At 33.3% G+C, this 18,819-nt stretch carries 16 protein-coding genes; 10 read left to right on the plus strand and 6 right to left on the minus strand.

Going from position 1 to position 18,819, the window contains the following annotated elements:
- Positions 1-21: 21 nt before the first annotated feature.
- Entirely contained in the window at positions 22-2,532 is a 2,511-nt protein-coding gene (locus ITJ86_RS14225) for an outer membrane beta-barrel family protein (protein WP_195872320.1), read from the plus strand.
- A gap of 79 nt (positions 2,533-2,611) precedes the next feature.
- Here the strand turns inward: ITJ86_RS14225 and ITJ86_RS14230 are convergent, their stop codons facing one another.
- Entirely contained in the window at positions 2,612-3,274 is a 663-nt protein-coding gene (locus ITJ86_RS14230) for an HAD family hydrolase (protein ID WP_195872321.1), read from the minus strand.
- A gap of 174 nt (positions 3,275-3,448) precedes the next feature.
- Between ITJ86_RS14230 and ITJ86_RS14235 the strand changes: the two genes are divergently transcribed.
- On the plus strand, positions 3,449-3,610 hold the full coding sequence (locus ITJ86_RS14235; protein WP_195872322.1) for a hypothetical protein: 162 nt from the start codon (positions 3,449-3,451) through the stop codon (positions 3,608-3,610).
- Positions 3,611-3,672: 62 nt separating this feature from the next.
- On the opposite strand, the gene acs is transcribed toward ITJ86_RS14235, so the two are convergent.
- From acs to ITJ86_RS14250, 3 genes are all read right to left on the minus strand, one after another.
- Entirely contained in the window at positions 3,673-5,580 is a 1,908-nt protein-coding gene (gene acs / locus ITJ86_RS14240; protein WP_195872323.1) for an acetate--CoA ligase, read from the minus strand.
- Between the two features lie 267 nt (positions 5,581-5,847).
- Positions 5,848-6,207, minus strand: coding sequence for a DUF779 domain-containing protein (locus tag ITJ86_RS14245; RefSeq protein WP_195872324.1), 360 nt, complete (start codon positions 6,205-6,207; stop codon positions 5,848-5,850).
- Positions 6,208-6,462: 255 nt separating this feature from the next.
- Positions 6,463-7,962 (minus strand): aldehyde dehydrogenase family protein, encoded by a 1,500-nt coding sequence (locus ITJ86_RS14250; RefSeq protein ID WP_195872325.1) that lies wholly within the window; start codon positions 7,960-7,962, stop codon positions 6,463-6,465.
- A gap of 174 nt (positions 7,963-8,136) precedes the next feature.
- Here ITJ86_RS14250 and ITJ86_RS14255 point away from each other — a divergent pair, with 174 nt between their 5' ends.
- Positions 8,137-9,051, plus strand: coding sequence for an AraC family transcriptional regulator (locus tag ITJ86_RS14255; protein WP_195872326.1), 915 nt, complete (start codon positions 8,137-8,139; stop codon positions 9,049-9,051).
- Positions 9,052-9,071: 20 nt separating this feature from the next.
- On the opposite strand, the gene ITJ86_RS14260 is transcribed toward ITJ86_RS14255, so the two are convergent.
- Positions 9,072-10,469 (minus strand): alanine/glycine:cation symporter family protein, encoded by a 1,398-nt coding sequence (locus ITJ86_RS14260; protein ID WP_195872327.1) that lies wholly within the window; start codon positions 10,467-10,469, stop codon positions 9,072-9,074.
- A gap of 166 nt (positions 10,470-10,635) precedes the next feature.
- The gene (locus tag ITJ86_RS14265) at positions 10,636-11,841 is read right to left on the minus strand and encodes an MFS transporter (RefSeq protein ID WP_195872328.1); all 1,206 of its coding nucleotides are present in this window, start codon (positions 11,839-11,841) and stop codon (positions 10,636-10,638) included.
- Positions 11,842-12,169: 328 nt separating this feature from the next.
- On the opposite strand from ITJ86_RS14265, the gene ITJ86_RS14270 reads away from it, so the two are divergent.
- The 7 genes from ITJ86_RS14270 to ITJ86_RS14300 all read left to right on the plus strand — a co-directional run bounded on the left by ITJ86_RS14270 (position 12,170) and on the right by ITJ86_RS14300 (position 18,780).
- Positions 12,170-13,267, plus strand: coding sequence for a heparan-alpha-glucosaminide N-acetyltransferase domain-containing protein (locus tag ITJ86_RS14270; protein ID WP_195872329.1), 1,098 nt, complete (start codon positions 12,170-12,172; stop codon positions 13,265-13,267).
- Between the two features lie 47 nt (positions 13,268-13,314).
- Complete coding sequence (locus ITJ86_RS14275) at positions 13,315-13,767, plus strand: hypothetical protein (protein WP_195872330.1); 453 nt, start codon at positions 13,315-13,317, stop codon at positions 13,765-13,767.
- A gap of 142 nt (positions 13,768-13,909) precedes the next feature.
- A complete protein-coding gene (locus ITJ86_RS14280) occupies positions 13,910-14,482 on the plus strand; it encodes a Crp/Fnr family transcriptional regulator (protein ID WP_195872331.1) in 573 nt (190 codons plus the stop codon).
- 90 nt (positions 14,483-14,572) lie between these two features.
- Positions 14,573-15,946: a TolC family protein gene (locus ITJ86_RS14285; RefSeq protein WP_195872332.1), complete on the plus strand. Its 1,374-nt coding sequence runs from the start codon at positions 14,573-14,575 to the stop codon at positions 15,944-15,946.
- A gap of 21 nt (positions 15,947-15,967) precedes the next feature.
- On the plus strand, positions 15,968-16,927 hold the full coding sequence (locus tag ITJ86_RS14290) for an HlyD family secretion protein (RefSeq protein ID WP_195872333.1): 960 nt from the start codon (positions 15,968-15,970) through the stop codon (positions 16,925-16,927).
- A gap of 3 nt (positions 16,928-16,930) precedes the next feature.
- Positions 16,931-18,100 (plus strand): ABC transporter permease, encoded by a 1,170-nt coding sequence (locus ITJ86_RS14295; protein ID WP_195872334.1) that lies wholly within the window; start codon positions 16,931-16,933, stop codon positions 18,098-18,100.
- Positions 18,101-18,312: 212 nt separating this feature from the next.
- Positions 18,313-18,780 carry a nuclear transport factor 2 family protein gene (locus ITJ86_RS14300; RefSeq protein WP_195872335.1) on the plus strand — a complete coding sequence of 156 codons (468 nt, stop codon included), beginning with the start codon at positions 18,313-18,315 and terminating at the stop codon, positions 18,778-18,780.
- Positions 18,781-18,819: the final 39 nt, after the last annotated feature.

Genomic DNA, 18,819 nt, shown 5'->3' on the forward strand with positions numbered 1-18,819 from the left:
CAAACCTATTAAAAAATTGCGATGAAGCTACATCTTATTACTACCTTTTTACTTGTTTTTTCCTTTACCTTTTCTTTTGCTCAGAAAGATATAAAAATTGAAGGAACCGTTATTGAGGAAGACACTAATATTCCTTTAGAATACGCGACAGTTGTCGTAAAAACAAGAGCTGATGACAAAATAATAACTGGAGGTATCACCGACACTAAAGGTAAGTTTCAAGTTGAAGTTCCTGAAGGATCCTATATTGTTTCTGTTGAATATATTTCTTACAAAACGAAGAGTTTTCCTGAACAAAATTTTACTCAAAATACTAATTTAGGGACTGTTAACTTAGCATTAGACGTAGATACTTTAAATGAGGTAACGGTTGTTGCTGAGCGAACAACAGTAGAAATAAAATTAGACAAAAAAGTTTACAACATTGGTAAAGATTTAACCACAGCTGGTGGTACTGTAAGCGATGCTCTTAATAATGTACCATCTGTTACTGTAGATGTAGAAGGCGCTATTAGTCTTAGAGGTAATGAAAACGTTCGTATTTTAATTAATGGAAAACCATCAGCAATGGCAGGTTTTGGCGATAGCAATGTTTTAAGTCAATTACCAGCAGAAGCTATTGAACGTGTTGAGGTTATAACCTCACCATCTGCAAGATATGATGCAGAAGGAACGGCCGGAATATTAAACATTATCTTAAGACAAAAAGAGACATTAGGATTTAATGGTTCTATTAATTTAACCGCAGGAAATCCTGACAATGTAGGCTTATCTGCTACATTAAACTACCGAACAGAAAATTATAACTTATTTTCAAATTTTGGTTGGCGTTACTTTGATGCTCCAAGAACTAGTTTTAGTGATGTCACTTATTTTGATAGAATTGACGAAGGCCAAACCATCACCCCAGAATATCGTAGAATTGTAGAAGATCAGAACGTAGAACGCTTAAATCGAAATTATAACGCCAATATTGGTATGGAGTATTTTATTGACGAATCTTCTTCTATAACTGGTAGTTTATTCTATAGACTTGGTAGTGATGCAGACACTTCATTGAACTCTAGTGAACGTTTTAATAACAATACCATTGTTGAAGAAACCCTTAGAAGAGAAAAAGAAACCGAAGAAGACAATAGTTATCAAATTGCATTGAACTACGTAAAGCGTTTTGCAGATGATAGCGATCATAAATTAACAGTAGATTTTCAATATGAAAATGATAGCGAAGAAGGCTTTACAAATCTAAATGAAGATTATCTTTTCAGCGATCAAACCAATCCAGAACCATTTCAAAAAGAACAAGAGTTTACAACTGAAGATAAAAAGGAATTTTTATTTCAAGCAGATTATGTTTTACCATTAGGTGAAGATTCTAGATTTGAAGCTGGGTATAGAGGAAATTTTGAGAATGAAATTACTGATTACCGCTTAGAACAAGAAAACTTAGATAACGGTAATTTAGAAGTTAATGACGATGTTAGTAATATCTTCGATTATGATGAAAATGTCAACGCAGTCTACAGTCAATATGGCACTAAGTTCGGTGAGTTTTCCTTTTTATTAGGATTGAGATTAGAGCATACACAGCTAAAAGGAAGTATTGCTTCGGACTTTACAGATGAAGCGCTTAATGCTGATTTTGACAAGAATTACCTTGGACTTTTCCCTACTGTAAACTTAATATACAACATAAACGGTACTGAATCTGACAGTGAAGAAAGTATTACTGTTGGTTTTAATAGAAGAATAAATCGTCCTCGTGGGTGGTTTATTAACCCATTCCCTAGCCGATCTAGTAGAACTAGCATATTTCAAGGAAACCCTGATTTAGATCCAGCTTATTCTAGTACATTTGATTTAGGGTATTTAAAACGTTGGGATAAATTCACATTAACGACCTCTGTATATTACCAACATGAAACTGATTCTTTTGAGCGTGTTGAGGAAAACACAGGACTACAAACTTCTGATGGTATAGACATCATTAGAACCATACCAATTAACCTTTCAACAAATAAACGTACGGGTGCAGAATTAGGTTTTTTATATAACCCAAATAAATGGCTACGACTAAATTCAAGTTTTAATTTCTTTCAGTTTGATACTGAAGGAGAATTTAACGATGTAGATTATAGTGCTAAAAATACAAGTTGGTTTGCAAGATTTAGCTCAAAAATATCATTACCATGGCAAATAGACTGGCAAACAAACGCTTCTTATAGAGGAGCTGTACAGGATGCTCAGTCTGACACGGACGGTGTATTATCTATTGATTTAGCCTTAAGCAAGGAGCTTAAAATCAAAAAAAACAGCCTTACCGTTTCTGCAAATGTTAGAGATTTACTGAACTCTAGAAAACGTCAATCTACAACAACTACAGAATTTTTTGAACGTTATAGTGAATTCCAATGGAGACAACGTCAAGTAAGCTTATCATTAATTTACAGGTTTAATCAGCAATTAAATAAGCGTGAGCGTTCTGGAAGACCAGGAAATGGCGGTGATGATGATATGGAGTTTGAAGGATAATCAATTATCAAATAATACAAAAAAAATGTTGCTAATCACTTAGCAACATTTTTTTTATTTAGATATTTCTTACAACACTTTAATCCTTAAAAAAATCATTGCATTTTAAATAAGAGATTTCTTTAAAATCTGAAACGACTTTATTTGCTAACGCGTAGTCTTGACCAAAAGAATGTTCACTCTTAAAACCTGTACAAAAAATACCAGCAGAATGTGCCGCTTTTATACCATTAGTAGAATCTTCTATAACCATACATTCCGATTTATCAAAACCTGTAAACTCAGCTGCTTTTATAAAAATTTCGGGATGTGGTTTTGATTTTTCTAAATCTGCTCCACTAAACTTACCTGAGAAATACTGATTTAAATCAAAACGGTTAAAAATGCGTTCAATATTTGGCATGGAAGCCGACGATGCTACAACCAGCTTAACACCATTGGCATGATAATCTTTAATACGATCTAAAACACCATCAATTAAAACCAAACTAGAATCATTTTCAAACAAATATTTAAAGTGTTTTCGTTTGATGTTGACTAAGCTTTCTGGCTGTTCATTTAAATTAAAATGATCAACTAATCGTTTGCAAATATTAATTGTGGATTGACCAGTGAAAGATTCGTAAAGTGTTATATCGACGTCGATATTTACATCTTTAAACATTTGATAATACGCTTTTCGGTGTAAAGGTTCAGTGTCTACAATAACACCATCCATATCAAATAAGACTGCTTTTAGCATAGATTTTTTTTGTTTTAACAAAACTATGAAAGTAATATTTAAAATCAACTTCCGATTGTAATTTATCGTTTTCAATCCATGCAAGTTTCAATACTTCATAACTGGCTTTAGTCGAAGCTTGATACTTTAATTTAAAATAATGTTTAATTTTATACCCATATATTTATTTCAACTATGGCAAAAAAAGGAAAAGAAAAAAACACCAACAACAAAGCCAAGCACAGTAAACTGATTGCCCAAAAAAAGAATAAAATAAAATCTAAGGATGCTGAACGCAAAGCACGATTAAAAGCTATTGTTGAAAAAGCAAAAGCATCTAAATCAGATTCAGAATAATTCAAAAAAAATCCAAAACTCATTCAGCGTTTTGGATTTTAAAGTTTAGTATTTTCAATAACTTATTTCACATTATCAATTATATCTTGTACAACTTCAGGATTAAAAAGTGTACTTGTATCACCTAGTTGATCTGTTTCATTACAAGCAATCTTCCTTAAAATTCTTCGCATAATTTTACCCGATCTTGTTTTTGGTAAAGCATCTGTAAACTGAATTTTATTCAACTTCGCAATTGGTCCAATCTGCTCTGTAATTAACTGATTGATTTCTTTACGTAAGTTATCATGATTTCTACTTTCTCCTGTTTCTTTTAACGTTACATAACCATAAAGTGCGTTTCCTTTAACATCATGCGGATAACCAACAATGGCACTTTCTGCAACTGCTGGGTGTTCGTTAATAGCATCTTCAATAGGTGCTGTCCCTAAGTTATGACCAGAAACTATAATAACATCATCGACTCTACCTGTTATTCTATAATAACCAACCTCATCACGTAGCGCTCCGTCTCCTGTAAAGTATTTATCATCATAAGCAGAGAAGTACGTGTCTTTATAACGTTGATGATTTCCCCAAATCGTACGCGCCATACTTGGCCAAGGGTATTTAATACATAAGCGTCCATCCACTTGATTGCCTTTAATTTCAGCACCATGCTCATCCATTAAAGCCGGCTGAATACCAATAAAAGGTAAGGTTGCATATGTTGGTTTTGTTGGTGTCGCAAAAGCGATTGGTGTAATCATAATGCCTCCAGTTTCCGTTTGCCACCAAGTATCTACAATTGGGGATTTCTTCTTCCCAACGTTATCATCGTACCAGTGCCACGCTTCTTCATTGATAGGTTCTCCAACCGTTCCTAATACTTTTATAGAGGACAAATCGTGTTTTTCTAAATGCTCAACACCTTCTTTTGCTAAGGCTCTAATAGCCGTTGGTGCTGTATAAAATTGACTTACTTTATGTTTTGCTACGACCTCCCAAAAACGACCGTAGTCAGGGTAACTTGGCACACCTTCAAATAATACTGTAGTGGCTCCATTACATAAAGGACCATAGACGATGTAACTATGTCCTGTAATCCAACCAATATCCGCTGTACACCAATACACATCTTTTTCTCTGTATTGGAATACGTTTTTAAACGTGTAAGCTGTATACACCATATAACCGGCTGTGGTATGCACCATACCTTTTGGCCTTCCTGTAGAACCTGATGTGTACAATATAAACAGTGGATCTTCCGCCTTCATTATTTCAGGTTCACAATGGTTATCTGCATTATTTAATAAGGGTTGTAACCATTCGTCACGCCCTTCTTTCATATTAACATCAGATGCAATACGCTTTACAACTAATACTGAGGTAATAGTAGGACATTCTTCTAAGGCTTCATCTACAATTCCTTTTAAATCTATGGTTTTAGCACCACGATAAGAGCCATCACTGGTAATCACCATTTTACATTCGGAATCATTAATTCTAGTCGATACTGCTGTAGAAGAAAAGCCTGCAAAAACAACCGAATGTATTGCGCCGATACGTGCACAAGCTAAAGTAGCAATCGCTAACTCCGGAATCATTGGTAAATAAATACAAACGCGATCACCTTTCTGAATGCCTTTATCTTTTAATACATTGGCAAACTTACAAACACGCTCGTGTAATTGCTTATAAGTAATATGCTCAGCTTCTTCTGAAGGATCATTAGGCTCAAAAATGATAGCCGTTTTATCTCCTCTCGTATAAAGGTGTCTGTCAATACAATTTTCGGTAATATTGAGTTCTGCGCCTTCAAACCACTTTATTTCTGGTTTTGAAAAATCCCAACTTAAGACATTATCCCATTTTTTTCGCCACATAAAGTGTTCTTCAGCTATTTCTTCCCAAAAAACTTCTGGGTTTCTAACCGATTTACGATATACTTGATAGTATTCCTCTAAATGTTTTATGTGATAATTACTCATGCTAGTTTCGTTTTATTGTTGGTTTATGAGTTTCCTAAAGCCGTAAACTTACCAATAGGAATCTCGTATATTAGTTATTTATAATTCCATAAATATATATAATTCAGCGTCTATTCTGAATTCCTATTTCATGATTTATTTAATTTTGTATCAATTTCGGGCTATTTGCAATATTAAATATCGTAAAATATTTTATGAGCTTTTAGGGTGTTATTTAAATTTACTCACAAATTAATTTTTTTTAAATTAAAAACCTAATAGCCAAAATTAGGCTTTCATGTTAAAAAAGGCATCTTCTTCTTTGGTTAATAATCGGGAATGAATTAAGAATCGCAATCCCAAAGGAATCTCTAAAGAAAAACTTGCACCTCGACCTTCAGTTATATCTACAGTTAAGTGTGTATGTTTCCAATATTCAAATTGATCTTGATTCATATAAAAATTAACCCCTTCTACTTCACCTAAAAAAATATCACTTTCATCTAAGTACATATCGTCCTTTTCAAAAATCATTGGTGCAGAGCCGTCACAACAACCACCACTCTGATGAAAAATTAAATCTCCATGTTTTGCTTTCAATTGCTTTACAATTTCCGCTGCTCTATCTGTTATTTCTACACGTTTCATATGTTTATGTTTAAATGATAAAAGACCGCTTCGCTTATAGAACTAAGAGCAAAGGCTTTATTCTAACTAAATGATAAAACGTTGGTCTCATATTACAAACTCTTGGGAACCTCATTTTATATTAACGGTTCTAGAATTAAATTATTTTTAATCGAATGCTTGTGTTTTTAATCTAAAAAAGAAGCTGCCTAAAAAAAAGGATATTTATTGAATCTTATTTCTTAGACAGCTTCGAGCTGCTATTAATAACTATGTCTAAAAGAACCCTAATTTATTCTTATCGTATGAAATTAGCATATTCTTAGTTTGCCTGTAATGACTCATCATCATCAGATGATTTTCTCTACCAAATCCAGATTTTTTATATCCTCCAAATGGTGCATGTGCAGGATAAGCATGATAGCAATTCACCCAAACACGACCAGCTTTAATCGCACGTGGAATTTGATACAGTTGATGTGCATCTCGTGTCCAAACTCCGGCTCCTAAGCCATATAAAGTATCATTAGCAATTTCTATGGCTTCAGCTTCGTCTTTAAACTTAGTTACACAAACCACAGGACCAAAAATTTCTTCTTGAAAAACACGCATTTTATTATGGCCTTCCAAAATTGTAGGTTTTATGTAATACCCTCCAGCCAAATCGCCATCTTGTTTATGGGCTTCTCCACCTGTTAAGACTTTTGCTCCTTCCTCTTTACCAATTTTAAAGTAGGATTGAATTTTTTCATATTGATCATTAGACGCTTGTGCACCAACCATAGAATTAACATCATAAGGACTCGTTTGTACTATAGCTTCTGTTCGAGCTACCACACGTTCCATAAAAGCATCATATATATCTTCTTGCACTAAAATTCGTGAAGGACATGTACAAACCTCTCCTTGATTAAAAGCAAATAAAACAGCACCTTCAATAGCTTTATCTAAATAAGCATCATCCTCATCCATAACACTGTTAAAGAACACATTTGGAGATTTCCCTCCTAACTCCATCGTTACAGGATTTAAGTTTTTTGATGCATATTGCATAATCAGTTGACCTGTTGTCGTCTCTCCTGTGAAAGCTACTTTATCGACATTAGGACTCGATGCTAATGGTTTTCCGGCTTCTGGCCCAAAACCATGAACAATATTTAATACACCTGGAGGAAATACATCGGCAATTTTCTCCATTAACAATGTTGCTGAAGATGGAGTTTGCTCTGCAGGTTTTAATACTACACAGTTTCCGGTTGCCAATGCTGGCGGTAATTTCCAGGATAACATTAGCAATGGAAAGTTCCATGGAATAATTTGACCAATCACTCCTAATGGCTCTTTAATATTCATGGATAATGTATTTTGGTCTAATTCCGTCGCACTACCTTCTTCTGCTCTAATACAAGCCGCAAAATAGCGCCAATGATCCACAGATAATGGAATATCTGCATTTAGGGTTTCGCGAATAGGTTTTCCATTATCACAGGTTTCTACAACTGCAAATTCTTCTAAATTCTCTTCTATAATATCTGCCACCTTAGACAGGAGTGCCGCACGTTCTGCTGCTGACGTATTTCCCCACGCATCTTTAGCAGCATTGGCTGCATCTACTGCATTGTCTACATCTTCTTTTTGCGATCTAGGATACTTAGCAATTAGCGTTCCATCTACTGGAGATGTGTTTTCAAAATAATCTCCACCCACTGGCGGCACAAATTTTCCATTGATAAAATTGGAATACTTTTCTTTAAATTTTGGCTTAGAGTAGCTCATACCTTACTTTGTTTTAAATTATTAATTATCTATTTATTTAGTACAAAAAATACTTATTTTGTAATTTTGATAAAGTTATTTTATCAATTCGCCAATAAATAGAACATATTGATTATATTATTGAACATATCTATTATTAACTATATTTAAGACTAATTTTTTGTACTATTGAATATGAGCCACTTATTATCATCACATAAAAGCCATAGAAAACTAACAACATTAGTAGAAAATAGAACTACATATAATGCCGAATATGCCGAACTCAACATTTATGAGACACATGCTGTTGCTGAAAAAGTATCATTGACTTTTGATTTTCCTATTATTGCGAGTATGCTAACCGGAAAAAAGATTATGCATTTAGATGGTTTTGAGTCGTTCGACTTTTTTCCTGGTGAATCTGTGGTAATGCCAACGAATAAGGAAATGATAATTGATTTCCCTATAGCCACAAAACATAAGCCAACGCAATGTTTAGCTTTAGGTATTGATGCTTTTAAAATTTTAGAAGTTGTTGAAAAATTCAATCACAATGTTGCTATAGAAAATGAAAACAACACATGGGATTTAGATAAAACGACTTCGCACCTCATAAATAATGTGGACGTAAATCATTTATTAGAACGATTAACGTACACCTTTACCAACAGTAATAAGTCTAAAGATGTATTGCTTGATTTAATGATTCAAGAATTAATAGTAAGGTTACTTCAAACAAAAGCTAAATCTTTAATTGTTAATGATACAGATGTTTTTACTGACACACGAATTGGCACTGTTATTAAGTTTATTAAGGACAACCTAACCAATAAAGATATAACCGTAGATCAGTTAGCGAAGAAAGCTTACATGAGCACGTCGCATTTTCATAAGCAATTTAAAAATACCTTAGGAGTTTCACCTATTGATTACATCAATTCTGAAAAAATAAAGTTTTCTAAAAAACTAATTAAGGAATCTAAGCAGCTTAGAATGTCTGAAGTTGCATTTCAATCTGGTTTTAATAACACGAGTTACTTCAACAGGCAATTTAAAAAAATGGAAATGATGACACCTCAACAATTTAAAGCTTCAATTAACAAGTAATTTTTGAAACTACTTTATCATTATTCCACCTTAGTATCTTGTTCAGACTGTTTTAATGCATTCGTGTAACGTTTCAGCTCTTTAATCACTTTTGGTGCTAAAATAATTGTTGCCACCATAGTTGGTATTGCCATTAACGCAAATACACCATCAATAAGGTTTATCATCATACTTAAGCTCGTTGTTGCTCCAATAATAATGCTAATAATGTAGAAGTAATTGTAATAGTGTTTTTTATCGGCTCCAAAGAGAAAAGACATGCATTTTGTACCGTAATACGAATATGAAAATAATGAGCTCATACTAAAAACAGCAATACAAATTAGTAGTAAATATTTACCGTAAAAAGGCATCACATCGCCAAAGGCAGAAGCAGTAAGGCTCACTCCATTATCTGATGTGGTTTCCCAAACTCCAGTGACCAAAATAGCCAAAGCCGTCAACGTACAAACAATTAACGTATCTATTGCAGGTCCAAGCATGGCTACCAAACCTTCACGAATTGGCTCATCCGTTTTTGCTGCTCCATGAGCCATTGGTGCGGTACCAATTCCGGCTTCATTAGAAAATGCACCTCGTTTTATACCATGAAGAATTAACGCTCCTAAAACACCGCCTAAAAATGTATCGTCTTGAGGATAATAATTAGCAGCAAACGCATCTGTAAATATCAGTTTTAGATAATACAATAGCACATCGCTATGCGTCACTAAAATTATAATAACCAACACAAAATACAAAGCTACCATACTTGGTACTAAGCGTGAAGCGACATTTCCTATACGTTTGATTCCTCCTAAAATAACTAAGGCCGTGATACTAATTAAAATGACACCTATAATAAGGTTCGATTTTAAGCCAACTTCTACTCCATTAGGAATTAACAATATATCATTTAAAGCTTGCGTGAGTTGGTTGACATTAAAAACAGGTAAGGCTCCAATAAGACCGCAAAAACTAAAAAATATAGCTAATGGTTTCCAAGATTTACCTAAACCTTCTGTAATAAAATACATTGGTCCACCTTGAACTTCACCAGCACTATCTTTACCTCTATACATAATTGCCAATGTGGATGTAAAAAATTTAGTGGACATACCAACTACGGCACTAATCCACATCCAAAAAACCGCTCCTGGTCCCCCAACGGAAATAGCAACGGCAACACCTGCAATATTTCCCATACCGACGGTTGCAGATAATGCTGTTGTCAATGCTTGAAAATGCGAAATATCCCCAGGATCGTTTGGATCATCATATTTTCCTCTCAATACATTTAAAGCATGGCCTAAATATCGAAACGGTAAAAAGTGAGAACGAATTAATAAATATAAACCACCACCAATTAATAAAATTAGCAAAGGTAATCCCCAAGCTAAAGATGAAAATTCGCTGAGTAGTTGGTTGAGTTTCTCCATAGATTATAAATGTAATAAACCGTTTGAATTAATGCTGTATTGTTTTCAGTTAATTTTATAGATAAACTTATAAACTATTGATTTTAAATTGAAAAAATTACTTTGAAAATGAATTAAGATGCATTACAGCATTCAAATTAATAGTTGTTATTTTTATCTCATTATATTAAGCATTACACGTATAAGCGCGTTGTTTTCCTTTTTTTATTTTACGGTGCCTGTAAAGTAATATGGAAATCGCAATACACCCTCCTGAAAACGCAAGAGCAGCACCTACTAAAGATGAAGATGTTACACTATAACCATAGGCAATTGGTAATCCGGCTAAATAAGCTCCCATAGCATTACCCATATTAAATGCACTTTGGTTCATTGAGGATCCCAACATCTCGGCGCCTTTAGACGAATTAATTATAGCCATTTGTATTGGTGTCGATATACTAAAAGCTATTAAGCCAATAAGGCAAGTTAATATTAAGGTGAGAACTCCATTTGAAGCTATAAAAGAATTAACCGTTAATACCACCGTCATAGTTAAAAGGCTTATTAAAACAGAACGTAAAGGCGTAAATATTTGTGCCATTTTCGCTCCTAAAAAGTTGCCAATAAACATGCCAATTCCTGCAATTATCATAGCATAACTCACTACGGCTTCAGAAAAATGAGCGACCTCCATTAATAACGGAGCAATATAACTATACCAAGCAAAAAATCCACCAGTTCCAATGGTTGTAAGTGCTATGAGTCCCCAAAGTTCTGGGTTTTTTAATCCTTTTTGCTCTATATCTGAAGATGATTTTTCTTCTTTATTAAATTTCGGCATCCAATAAAAAATACTAGCTAAGGTTACAACACCAACAACTCCTACCATTAAAAAAGAAGCACTCCAATGGTACTGATTTCCTAAATAAGTACCAATAGGCACTCCAATAACATTCGCTATAGTTAATCCTGAAAACATAGTAGCAATAGCTTGGGCAGTCTTTCCTTTCTTAGCTAATTTACCCGCAATTACAGCGCCCACGCCAAAAAAAGCACCATGCGGTAATCCTGACAAAAAACGCATAGCCAACAACATATTATAATTTGTAGAAAAAGCGGAAAGTGTATTAAACACCGTAAACCAAACCATAAGTAGTAACAACATCCGATTAGGTGAAAACTTATAACTAAAACTGGTTAACAGTGGAGCGCCTACTACAACACCAAAAGCATAAGCCGAAATAAAATGACCAGCTTCTGGTATTGAAATAGCTAATGAATTTGCAACATTAGGCAAAATTCCCATAATTACGAATTCTGTTAAACCTATTCCAAAACCACCTATTGCTAATGATAATAACGCTTTTTTATTAGAAAATTTATTTTCCATAACTTTTAAGATAGTTCAAATATGATAATGCAAATGTCTGTATAAAAAGCCAATTCAATTACTCGTGGTTTATCTCAAATATGTGCCATATTAACTTTTAATGCACGCAATAAGCCAGGCATATCTTAAAGCTATAAGCGACATAAAATCCACTTTTTAAAAAATTAATACAATATATAATGTTAAATTTGTGGCATCATTATTTTTAAGATACCGCTATTTTATAGAATTTTTCATTCAATCTAACAAAGCGACTATTTTTTTTAATTCAAACTAACCAAAACCTATTTTAATCGAAAAACTACCTTTACAATCCAAACAGTCATTTTTGAGTACCAAACGCCTATACTTTATCGATGCTGTAAGAGCATTTGCCATTTTAATGATGTTGCAAGGCCATTTTATCGACACCTTACTAGACGTATCTTACAGAGACCAAAACAACACAGCATTTAAGATTTGGGAATATTTTAGAGGGATAACAGCACCAACGTTTTTTACCATTTCTGGGCTCATCTTTTCGTATCTATTAATTAGAGCAAAGCAAAGTGGTAGTATTAAAACTCGAATGCACAAAGGTCTAATGCGAGGCTTAATGCTTATTGGGATTGGTTATTTACTACGTGTCCCTCTTTTTGAATGGCTTTTTGGTAAGTTCAACAGTTATTTTCTTGTCATTGACGTCTTGCAATGTATAGGTTTATCGTTAATTTTAATTGTTTTAATTTATAAATTAACCTTCAAAAAAACGTTATACTTTTCAGTTTTAATGTTTCTTTTAGGTATAACTATTTTTACTACTGAGCCCTTATATCGTTATTTAGAATTGCCTGAAGTTCCTGTGGTATTTTCAAATTATCTTTCCAAAGCAAACGGTTCTATTTTTACCATAATTCCTTGGTTTGGTTATGTAGCATTTGGTGCGTTTATATCCACATTATTCTATCGCTATGTTGAACGACCAAAGTTTAAAATGACTATTGTATCTGGCTTTTTCATCTTTGGCATCGCACTAATTTTTGGGTCTTCTGAGCTACTTATGAAGTTTTATTACGCCTTTGATATCGTGCTTTTCAAGGATGTTGCTTATTATAATTATCTATTCACTAGACTTGGTAATGTACTGATTTTATTCTCTTTATTCTATTTATTAGAGACTTACATTAAACAACCTTTAATCTTAAGAATTGGTCAGAAAACATTATCTATTTACGTTATTCATTTCATTATCATCTACGGCAGTTTTACAGGTATTGGCTTACATCAAATTATAGGCAAAACATTATTACCTTGGCAAGCTATTGTTGGTGCTATCATCTTTTTATCAGTAGTATGTTTTATTTCGTTTCATTATGCAAAAACAAATGTATTCGTCTATAACAAATTGCAGCTTTTTTGGGATAAGATTAAAAAATACACGCGGTAGATACTTTTAGTTTATGTATTTTTAAAGCTATAAAACTCTTTTACAACATGAAAATTCACCAATTAGTAACACTTATTATTATATTAAGCTTTTTATCCTGCGACAGATTAGCCAACAAAACTAAAGAAGGTATTAACAGAGGTGGCGAAGTTGTTGGTGAAAGTGCCACAGAGTTTTTTGAAGGTGTTTCTGAAGGCGTAGATAAAACATTAGAATGTAAAATTATACTTTCTGAAGACTTACAACAAAACGGCTTAAAAACTGGCGTTTATGATATTGGCAGCTCATCTAGCAGCAACAATAATAAACTCACCTTATACGTTATCTTTGATGCCGATTTTAATAGAACAGTAATTGCTAAAGCTTATAATAAAGCTGGATTGGAAATTGGAAGAGCTAAAACCACCATCAGCGGCAAAAATGGAGATGCCGATTATTATGATTTTTTATTTGACGAACGTACAGATATAGGTTTTAGAAATAAAATCACTATCGAATAAAAAAAACATCTAATTAAAGTTGATTTTTCGCTTATCTGCCCATAACATCTCATTCAAATAAAAGTAAAGAAATCAATTGTACTCCATTGTATTTCGTTTGTTTATAGCCTAAATTTCAATTAGCTTAGCTTTTTCTTAAATTATGAATTTTACTGACACTTTAACGGCATTGGTGCCATTTTCAGATGATGAATTAAATGATATTTTGAATCATTTTACAATGAAATCTGTACCAAAAAATGAAACTCTCGTCCATCAAGGTAAAATCTGTAAATACTTATACTTTATAGAGCAAGGCATGGGTAGAAGTTATTACCTAAATGACAACCAAAAAGACATTACACAATGGTTTTTTGGAACAGGAAAATTTATGTCTAGTGCTGATAGTTTTTTTCAAAAAAAACCAAGTTTATATTATTTAGAAGTTCTTGAAGATTCTATTGTATATCTCATTTCTAAAGAAAAATTAGATGTCTTATTTGCGAAATACCCTAAAATGGAAAAATTAGGTCGACTCGTCATTACCGAAATGTTAACTAATGTGGTTAACAAACTCAATGCGATTCAATTTCAAACAGCAAGAGAACGCTATGATTATATGCTCGCTGAATTTCCTGATATTGCCTACCAAGTTTCACTAGGTCATATTGCATCTTATTTAGGCATGGCACAAGAAACATTAAGTCGTATTAGAAGTCAAGATTCTAGCAATTAAAATCTAGTATACATTCGCTTTTATGATATAGGTCAAAAATAAATTAAAAATTCAGTAATACCTTTGTATAGTAATTAAAAACTATGCAAAATGAACATAAATAAAGTCACCTTAAATTGTGTTTTACTGCTACTTGCAACCGTAATTCCGACTGTAATTTCGGCACAAGAATTAGATCCAATACTAAAAGATTTAATCCATAAAGGACTTCATAAAAATTACACGCTAAAGCGTAATCAAATTGAATCTGAGCAAGCCAAAGTAGATCAACAAATGGCGAAATCAGTTTTCTTGCCAAAGATTACTTTCAACGGAAGTTACACACGATTAAATGATGATATTACCTTTGACGATGATACTCAAACATTATTAATAGAGACACAAAAACTCATCATCAAAGATGCCATCGGATTGCCTTTTAACTCACCATTTCCCGAAGACATCCCGTTGCAAGAAGCTGCAAATCTACAAGACAAGAATATTTTAAAATCTTCAGTAGATTTAGATTGGGTTTTATTTAGTGGATTTGAAGCTAGCAATGCGCTTAAAGCAAGTAAACACAAAGAATCTTCATTAAATTATGCAGGTCTTGCCGAAGCCGATAAATTGGCTTTACAAATTATTGAAACTTACGATAAATTGGCGCTTGTAAAAGCTTCTGAAAAAGTTTTAACGACCACTGAAAATTATTTAAACGAACAAGCCTATTACGTCAAGAAAGCGATTGAAAATGGGTTAACAACACCTATAAGTCGAAAAAAAATTGAACTCGCTCAACAACAGCTTGCAGCAAAACAACTCGATTTTAGACATAAAAACACGCTATTAATAGAAGTGCTTCATCAATTGACAGGTGAACCCAAAGCGCGCTTAAAATTACTCAATCCTGAGCTACATGTATTTTCATTTAGTGACGCTTCTAACACAGAAAAACGGAATGAAATTAAAGCCTTAGAAGAGGCTGAAAAAGCCACAAATTATAAAGTAAAACTGGAGAAAAGTAGCTTTATTCCCAAAATTGCTATTAAAGGTCATTACGAATTTATAGAAGATGATTTATCCTTATTAGATCCACAATGGTTTATAGGAGCTGGGATAAAATGGTCTATTTTCGATGGGAATACATCCCGATTAAAAAGCAAAAAAACACAGTTAGAAAGTCAAAAACTTAGAGCGCAAATTACGGATGCCAATGAAATGATTGCTTTGAGTATTACAAAAGCTCAATTAACTTATGAAGCTGCATTAGAAAACACTAAAATAGTTGAAAAAGAAATTGAATTAGCTAGTGATACTTACGACCTAATTAACAAACAATACAAAAATAATTTGGCTTCAATCAATGATGTGCTCGATGCTTTAAACGATTTAGAAAAAGCAAATTTTAAACTGCAAGAATCTTTCTATAACGAACGAAGAGCTGTTGCAGATTTACGCCATGCTAAAGGCATACTTACTTATTAATTGAACAATAAACGATATAAAATGAATACTTATAAAACACTCATCTTAAGCTTTTTTACGCTGTTACTCTTTCAATCTTGTAATCACGAAAAAATTACACCAAATAGAGGAAAAGTAAAATTTGAAACCATTGCAGTAAGCAGTAAAATCGCAGGACGAATCCATACGATATATGTTGAAGAAGGGCAAACTGTAAAAAAAGGTGATACGCTAGCATTGATTAACATACCAGAAGTGAATGCTAAAATGTTACAAGCCGAAGGTGCTATTAAAGCAGCACAAGGCCAGTTAGACATGGCTTTTAATGGGGCGACGTCTGAACAGTTTAGTCAGATTGAAGGCCAATTAGCAGCCGGAAAAGCACAATTAGAATTTGCACAAGAATCCTACGGAAGATTGAAAAACATGTATAATGATTCGTTAATAAGTCAACAACAATTTGACGAAGTTAAAATGAAACTCAACATGGCAAAAGCACAGGTTGCAAGTTTAGAAGCCAAACGCGATGAAGTAAAAAAAGGGACCCGATCTGAACAAATAGAACAAGCCAAAGGGCAGCTAGAACGTGCACAAGGAGCAAAAGAAGAGGTGATTTCTGCCTCAAACGAACAGTATGTAATTGCACCAGCAGCCATGTCTATAGAGACTATAAGTTTAGAAGAAGGTGAATTACTAACACCTGGATTCACCTTATTTAATGGCTATAAAACGGATAGCGTCTATTTCAGATTTACAATTCCAGAATCAAAAATTTATGATTTTGAAGTCGGACAAGAACTCACACTTATAAATCCTTACACCAAGGTAGAAACCGAAGCTAAAATTGTAGCTATAAAACAATTGGCGCAGTATGCCGATATTACAAGCACAGCACCTTTGTACCAATTATCGGAATCTATTTATGAATTAAAAGTTGTACCGACTGTAGATGTTTCAGAACAACAATTTTACACCAACGCAACCATTCTCATAAAAAGCTAAGCCATGAAAAGATTTATAAGCCTCCTTAAGGTTGAGTTTAAACGTATTTTTTCGAATGGTGTTTTGCTAGCAATTTTTTTTGGAGCACCAATTGGTTATGGCATTTTGTTTGGCTTTGTCTATCAACAAGCAAAAGTTATCGATTTACCCGTTGTCATTGTAGACCAAGACCAAAGTCCTACAACTGATAAAATTATAGATGCTTTTGAAGACAATGAAGTTTTATTGGTAACGGATGTGCGTTTTACTGATGGCAATATTGTAAATGAAATGCCTGTGGAACAATATGCTGCAGTTATAACGTTTCCTTCAGATTTTGAAAAAAACCTATTACAAAAAAAGCATCCAGAAGTTCGGATAGATCTTAACATGGCTAATATTTTAAATGCTAATACGGCAAGTAAAAATATAAGTACCGTTTTAATGACCATAAATGCTGGCATAGAAATCGAAGCACTCAAAAAACAAGGGCTTCATCCTAAGCAAGCCAAAGTGACTTACGAGAGTTTTAAAATTAATTTTAATAAACTTTACAATTCCACAGGTAACTATATCACTTTTATGTTACCAGGCTTACTTGCAGCCATTATGCAACAGGTTATTTTCTTGGCTATGGCCTTAGTTTTTTCAAGAGATTTTGAAGATGGTTATTTCATCACCTTAACAAAAGAAAGCAAATCATCACTCTATCACATCGCATTAAAAGCGACTCCTTTTATCATTATGCTACCAATTATGTGGCTACTAATAAGTCTGCTCTTTCCTTATTTTAATATTACAGCTGGTATTTTTAATATGCCAATGATTGTTCTAACCTTATTATTGACCCTTGCTTCTATGGGAATTGGTATGCTTTTTTCTATGGCTATACCTAATCAACTGAAAGCGACAGAATTATTAATGGTCATTTCTACGCCTGCATTTATACTAAGTGGGTTTACTTGGCCAACGTTAGCTATACCAGATTTTATTACTAGCGTTGCTCAGTTTATTCCTGTGACGCAATACTTAAGTGGATTTAGAAAAGTGGCGTTCTATGGAGGTGATTTGTCCTCTGCCGCATCAGAAATAAAAATTTTAATACTTATAATTATTGTCACTTTTATAGCGATGATTATTCTGCTTCAATATAAGATTAATGCCGCTGTAAAAAAACAACAAAAACAGCTTTAAAATCACTAAAACAGATACTTAAAACATTCATTAAACACCATAATCCGAAAAATTTGAGGAACCTATCTCAATCAAAAAAGCCATCTAATTATAGATGGCTTTTCGATTTCATAGCAATTAAATCCCATTCGAATGAAAGAATATGAATCAATAGCACGATACTTATGTATTTTTGTATGGCATGGTTTTAATAAAACTAATAAAAGAATCTAATGGAAAACATCATAAAAACATTTTACACAGCTTTAAATAATTGTGATGGTCCAACAATGGCATCATGCTACCATGACGCTATTGTGTTTGAAGATCCTGCGTTTGGAATTTTGAAAGGAGAACGCGCTAAAGCAATGTGGTTAATGCTTTGCGAATCACAAAACGAAACTAATTTTAATGTTGAATTCTCAAATGTAAATGCTAACGATAACAGTGGTTCAGCTCATTGGGAAGCGCACTATACCTTTAGCAAAACCGGACGAAAAGTCCATAATAAAATTGATGCTAAATTTGAATTTAAAGATGGCCTAATCATTAAACACACAGATGAATTTGACTTACACAAATGGGCAAAACAAGCTTTAGGAATTAAAGGTATTTTCTTTGGTGGCATGCGCTTTTTTAAAAATAAGCTTCAAAGTCAGACAAATTACATGTTAGATAATTATATAAAAAAAGCCGTTTAAAATAAATTAAACGGCCTTCTACTGTTAAACACTTTTCAG

Source organism: Winogradskyella marina (assembly GCF_015645385.1).
Lineage (GTDB): Bacteria > Bacteroidota > Bacteroidia > Flavobacteriales > Flavobacteriaceae > Winogradskyella > Winogradskyella marina.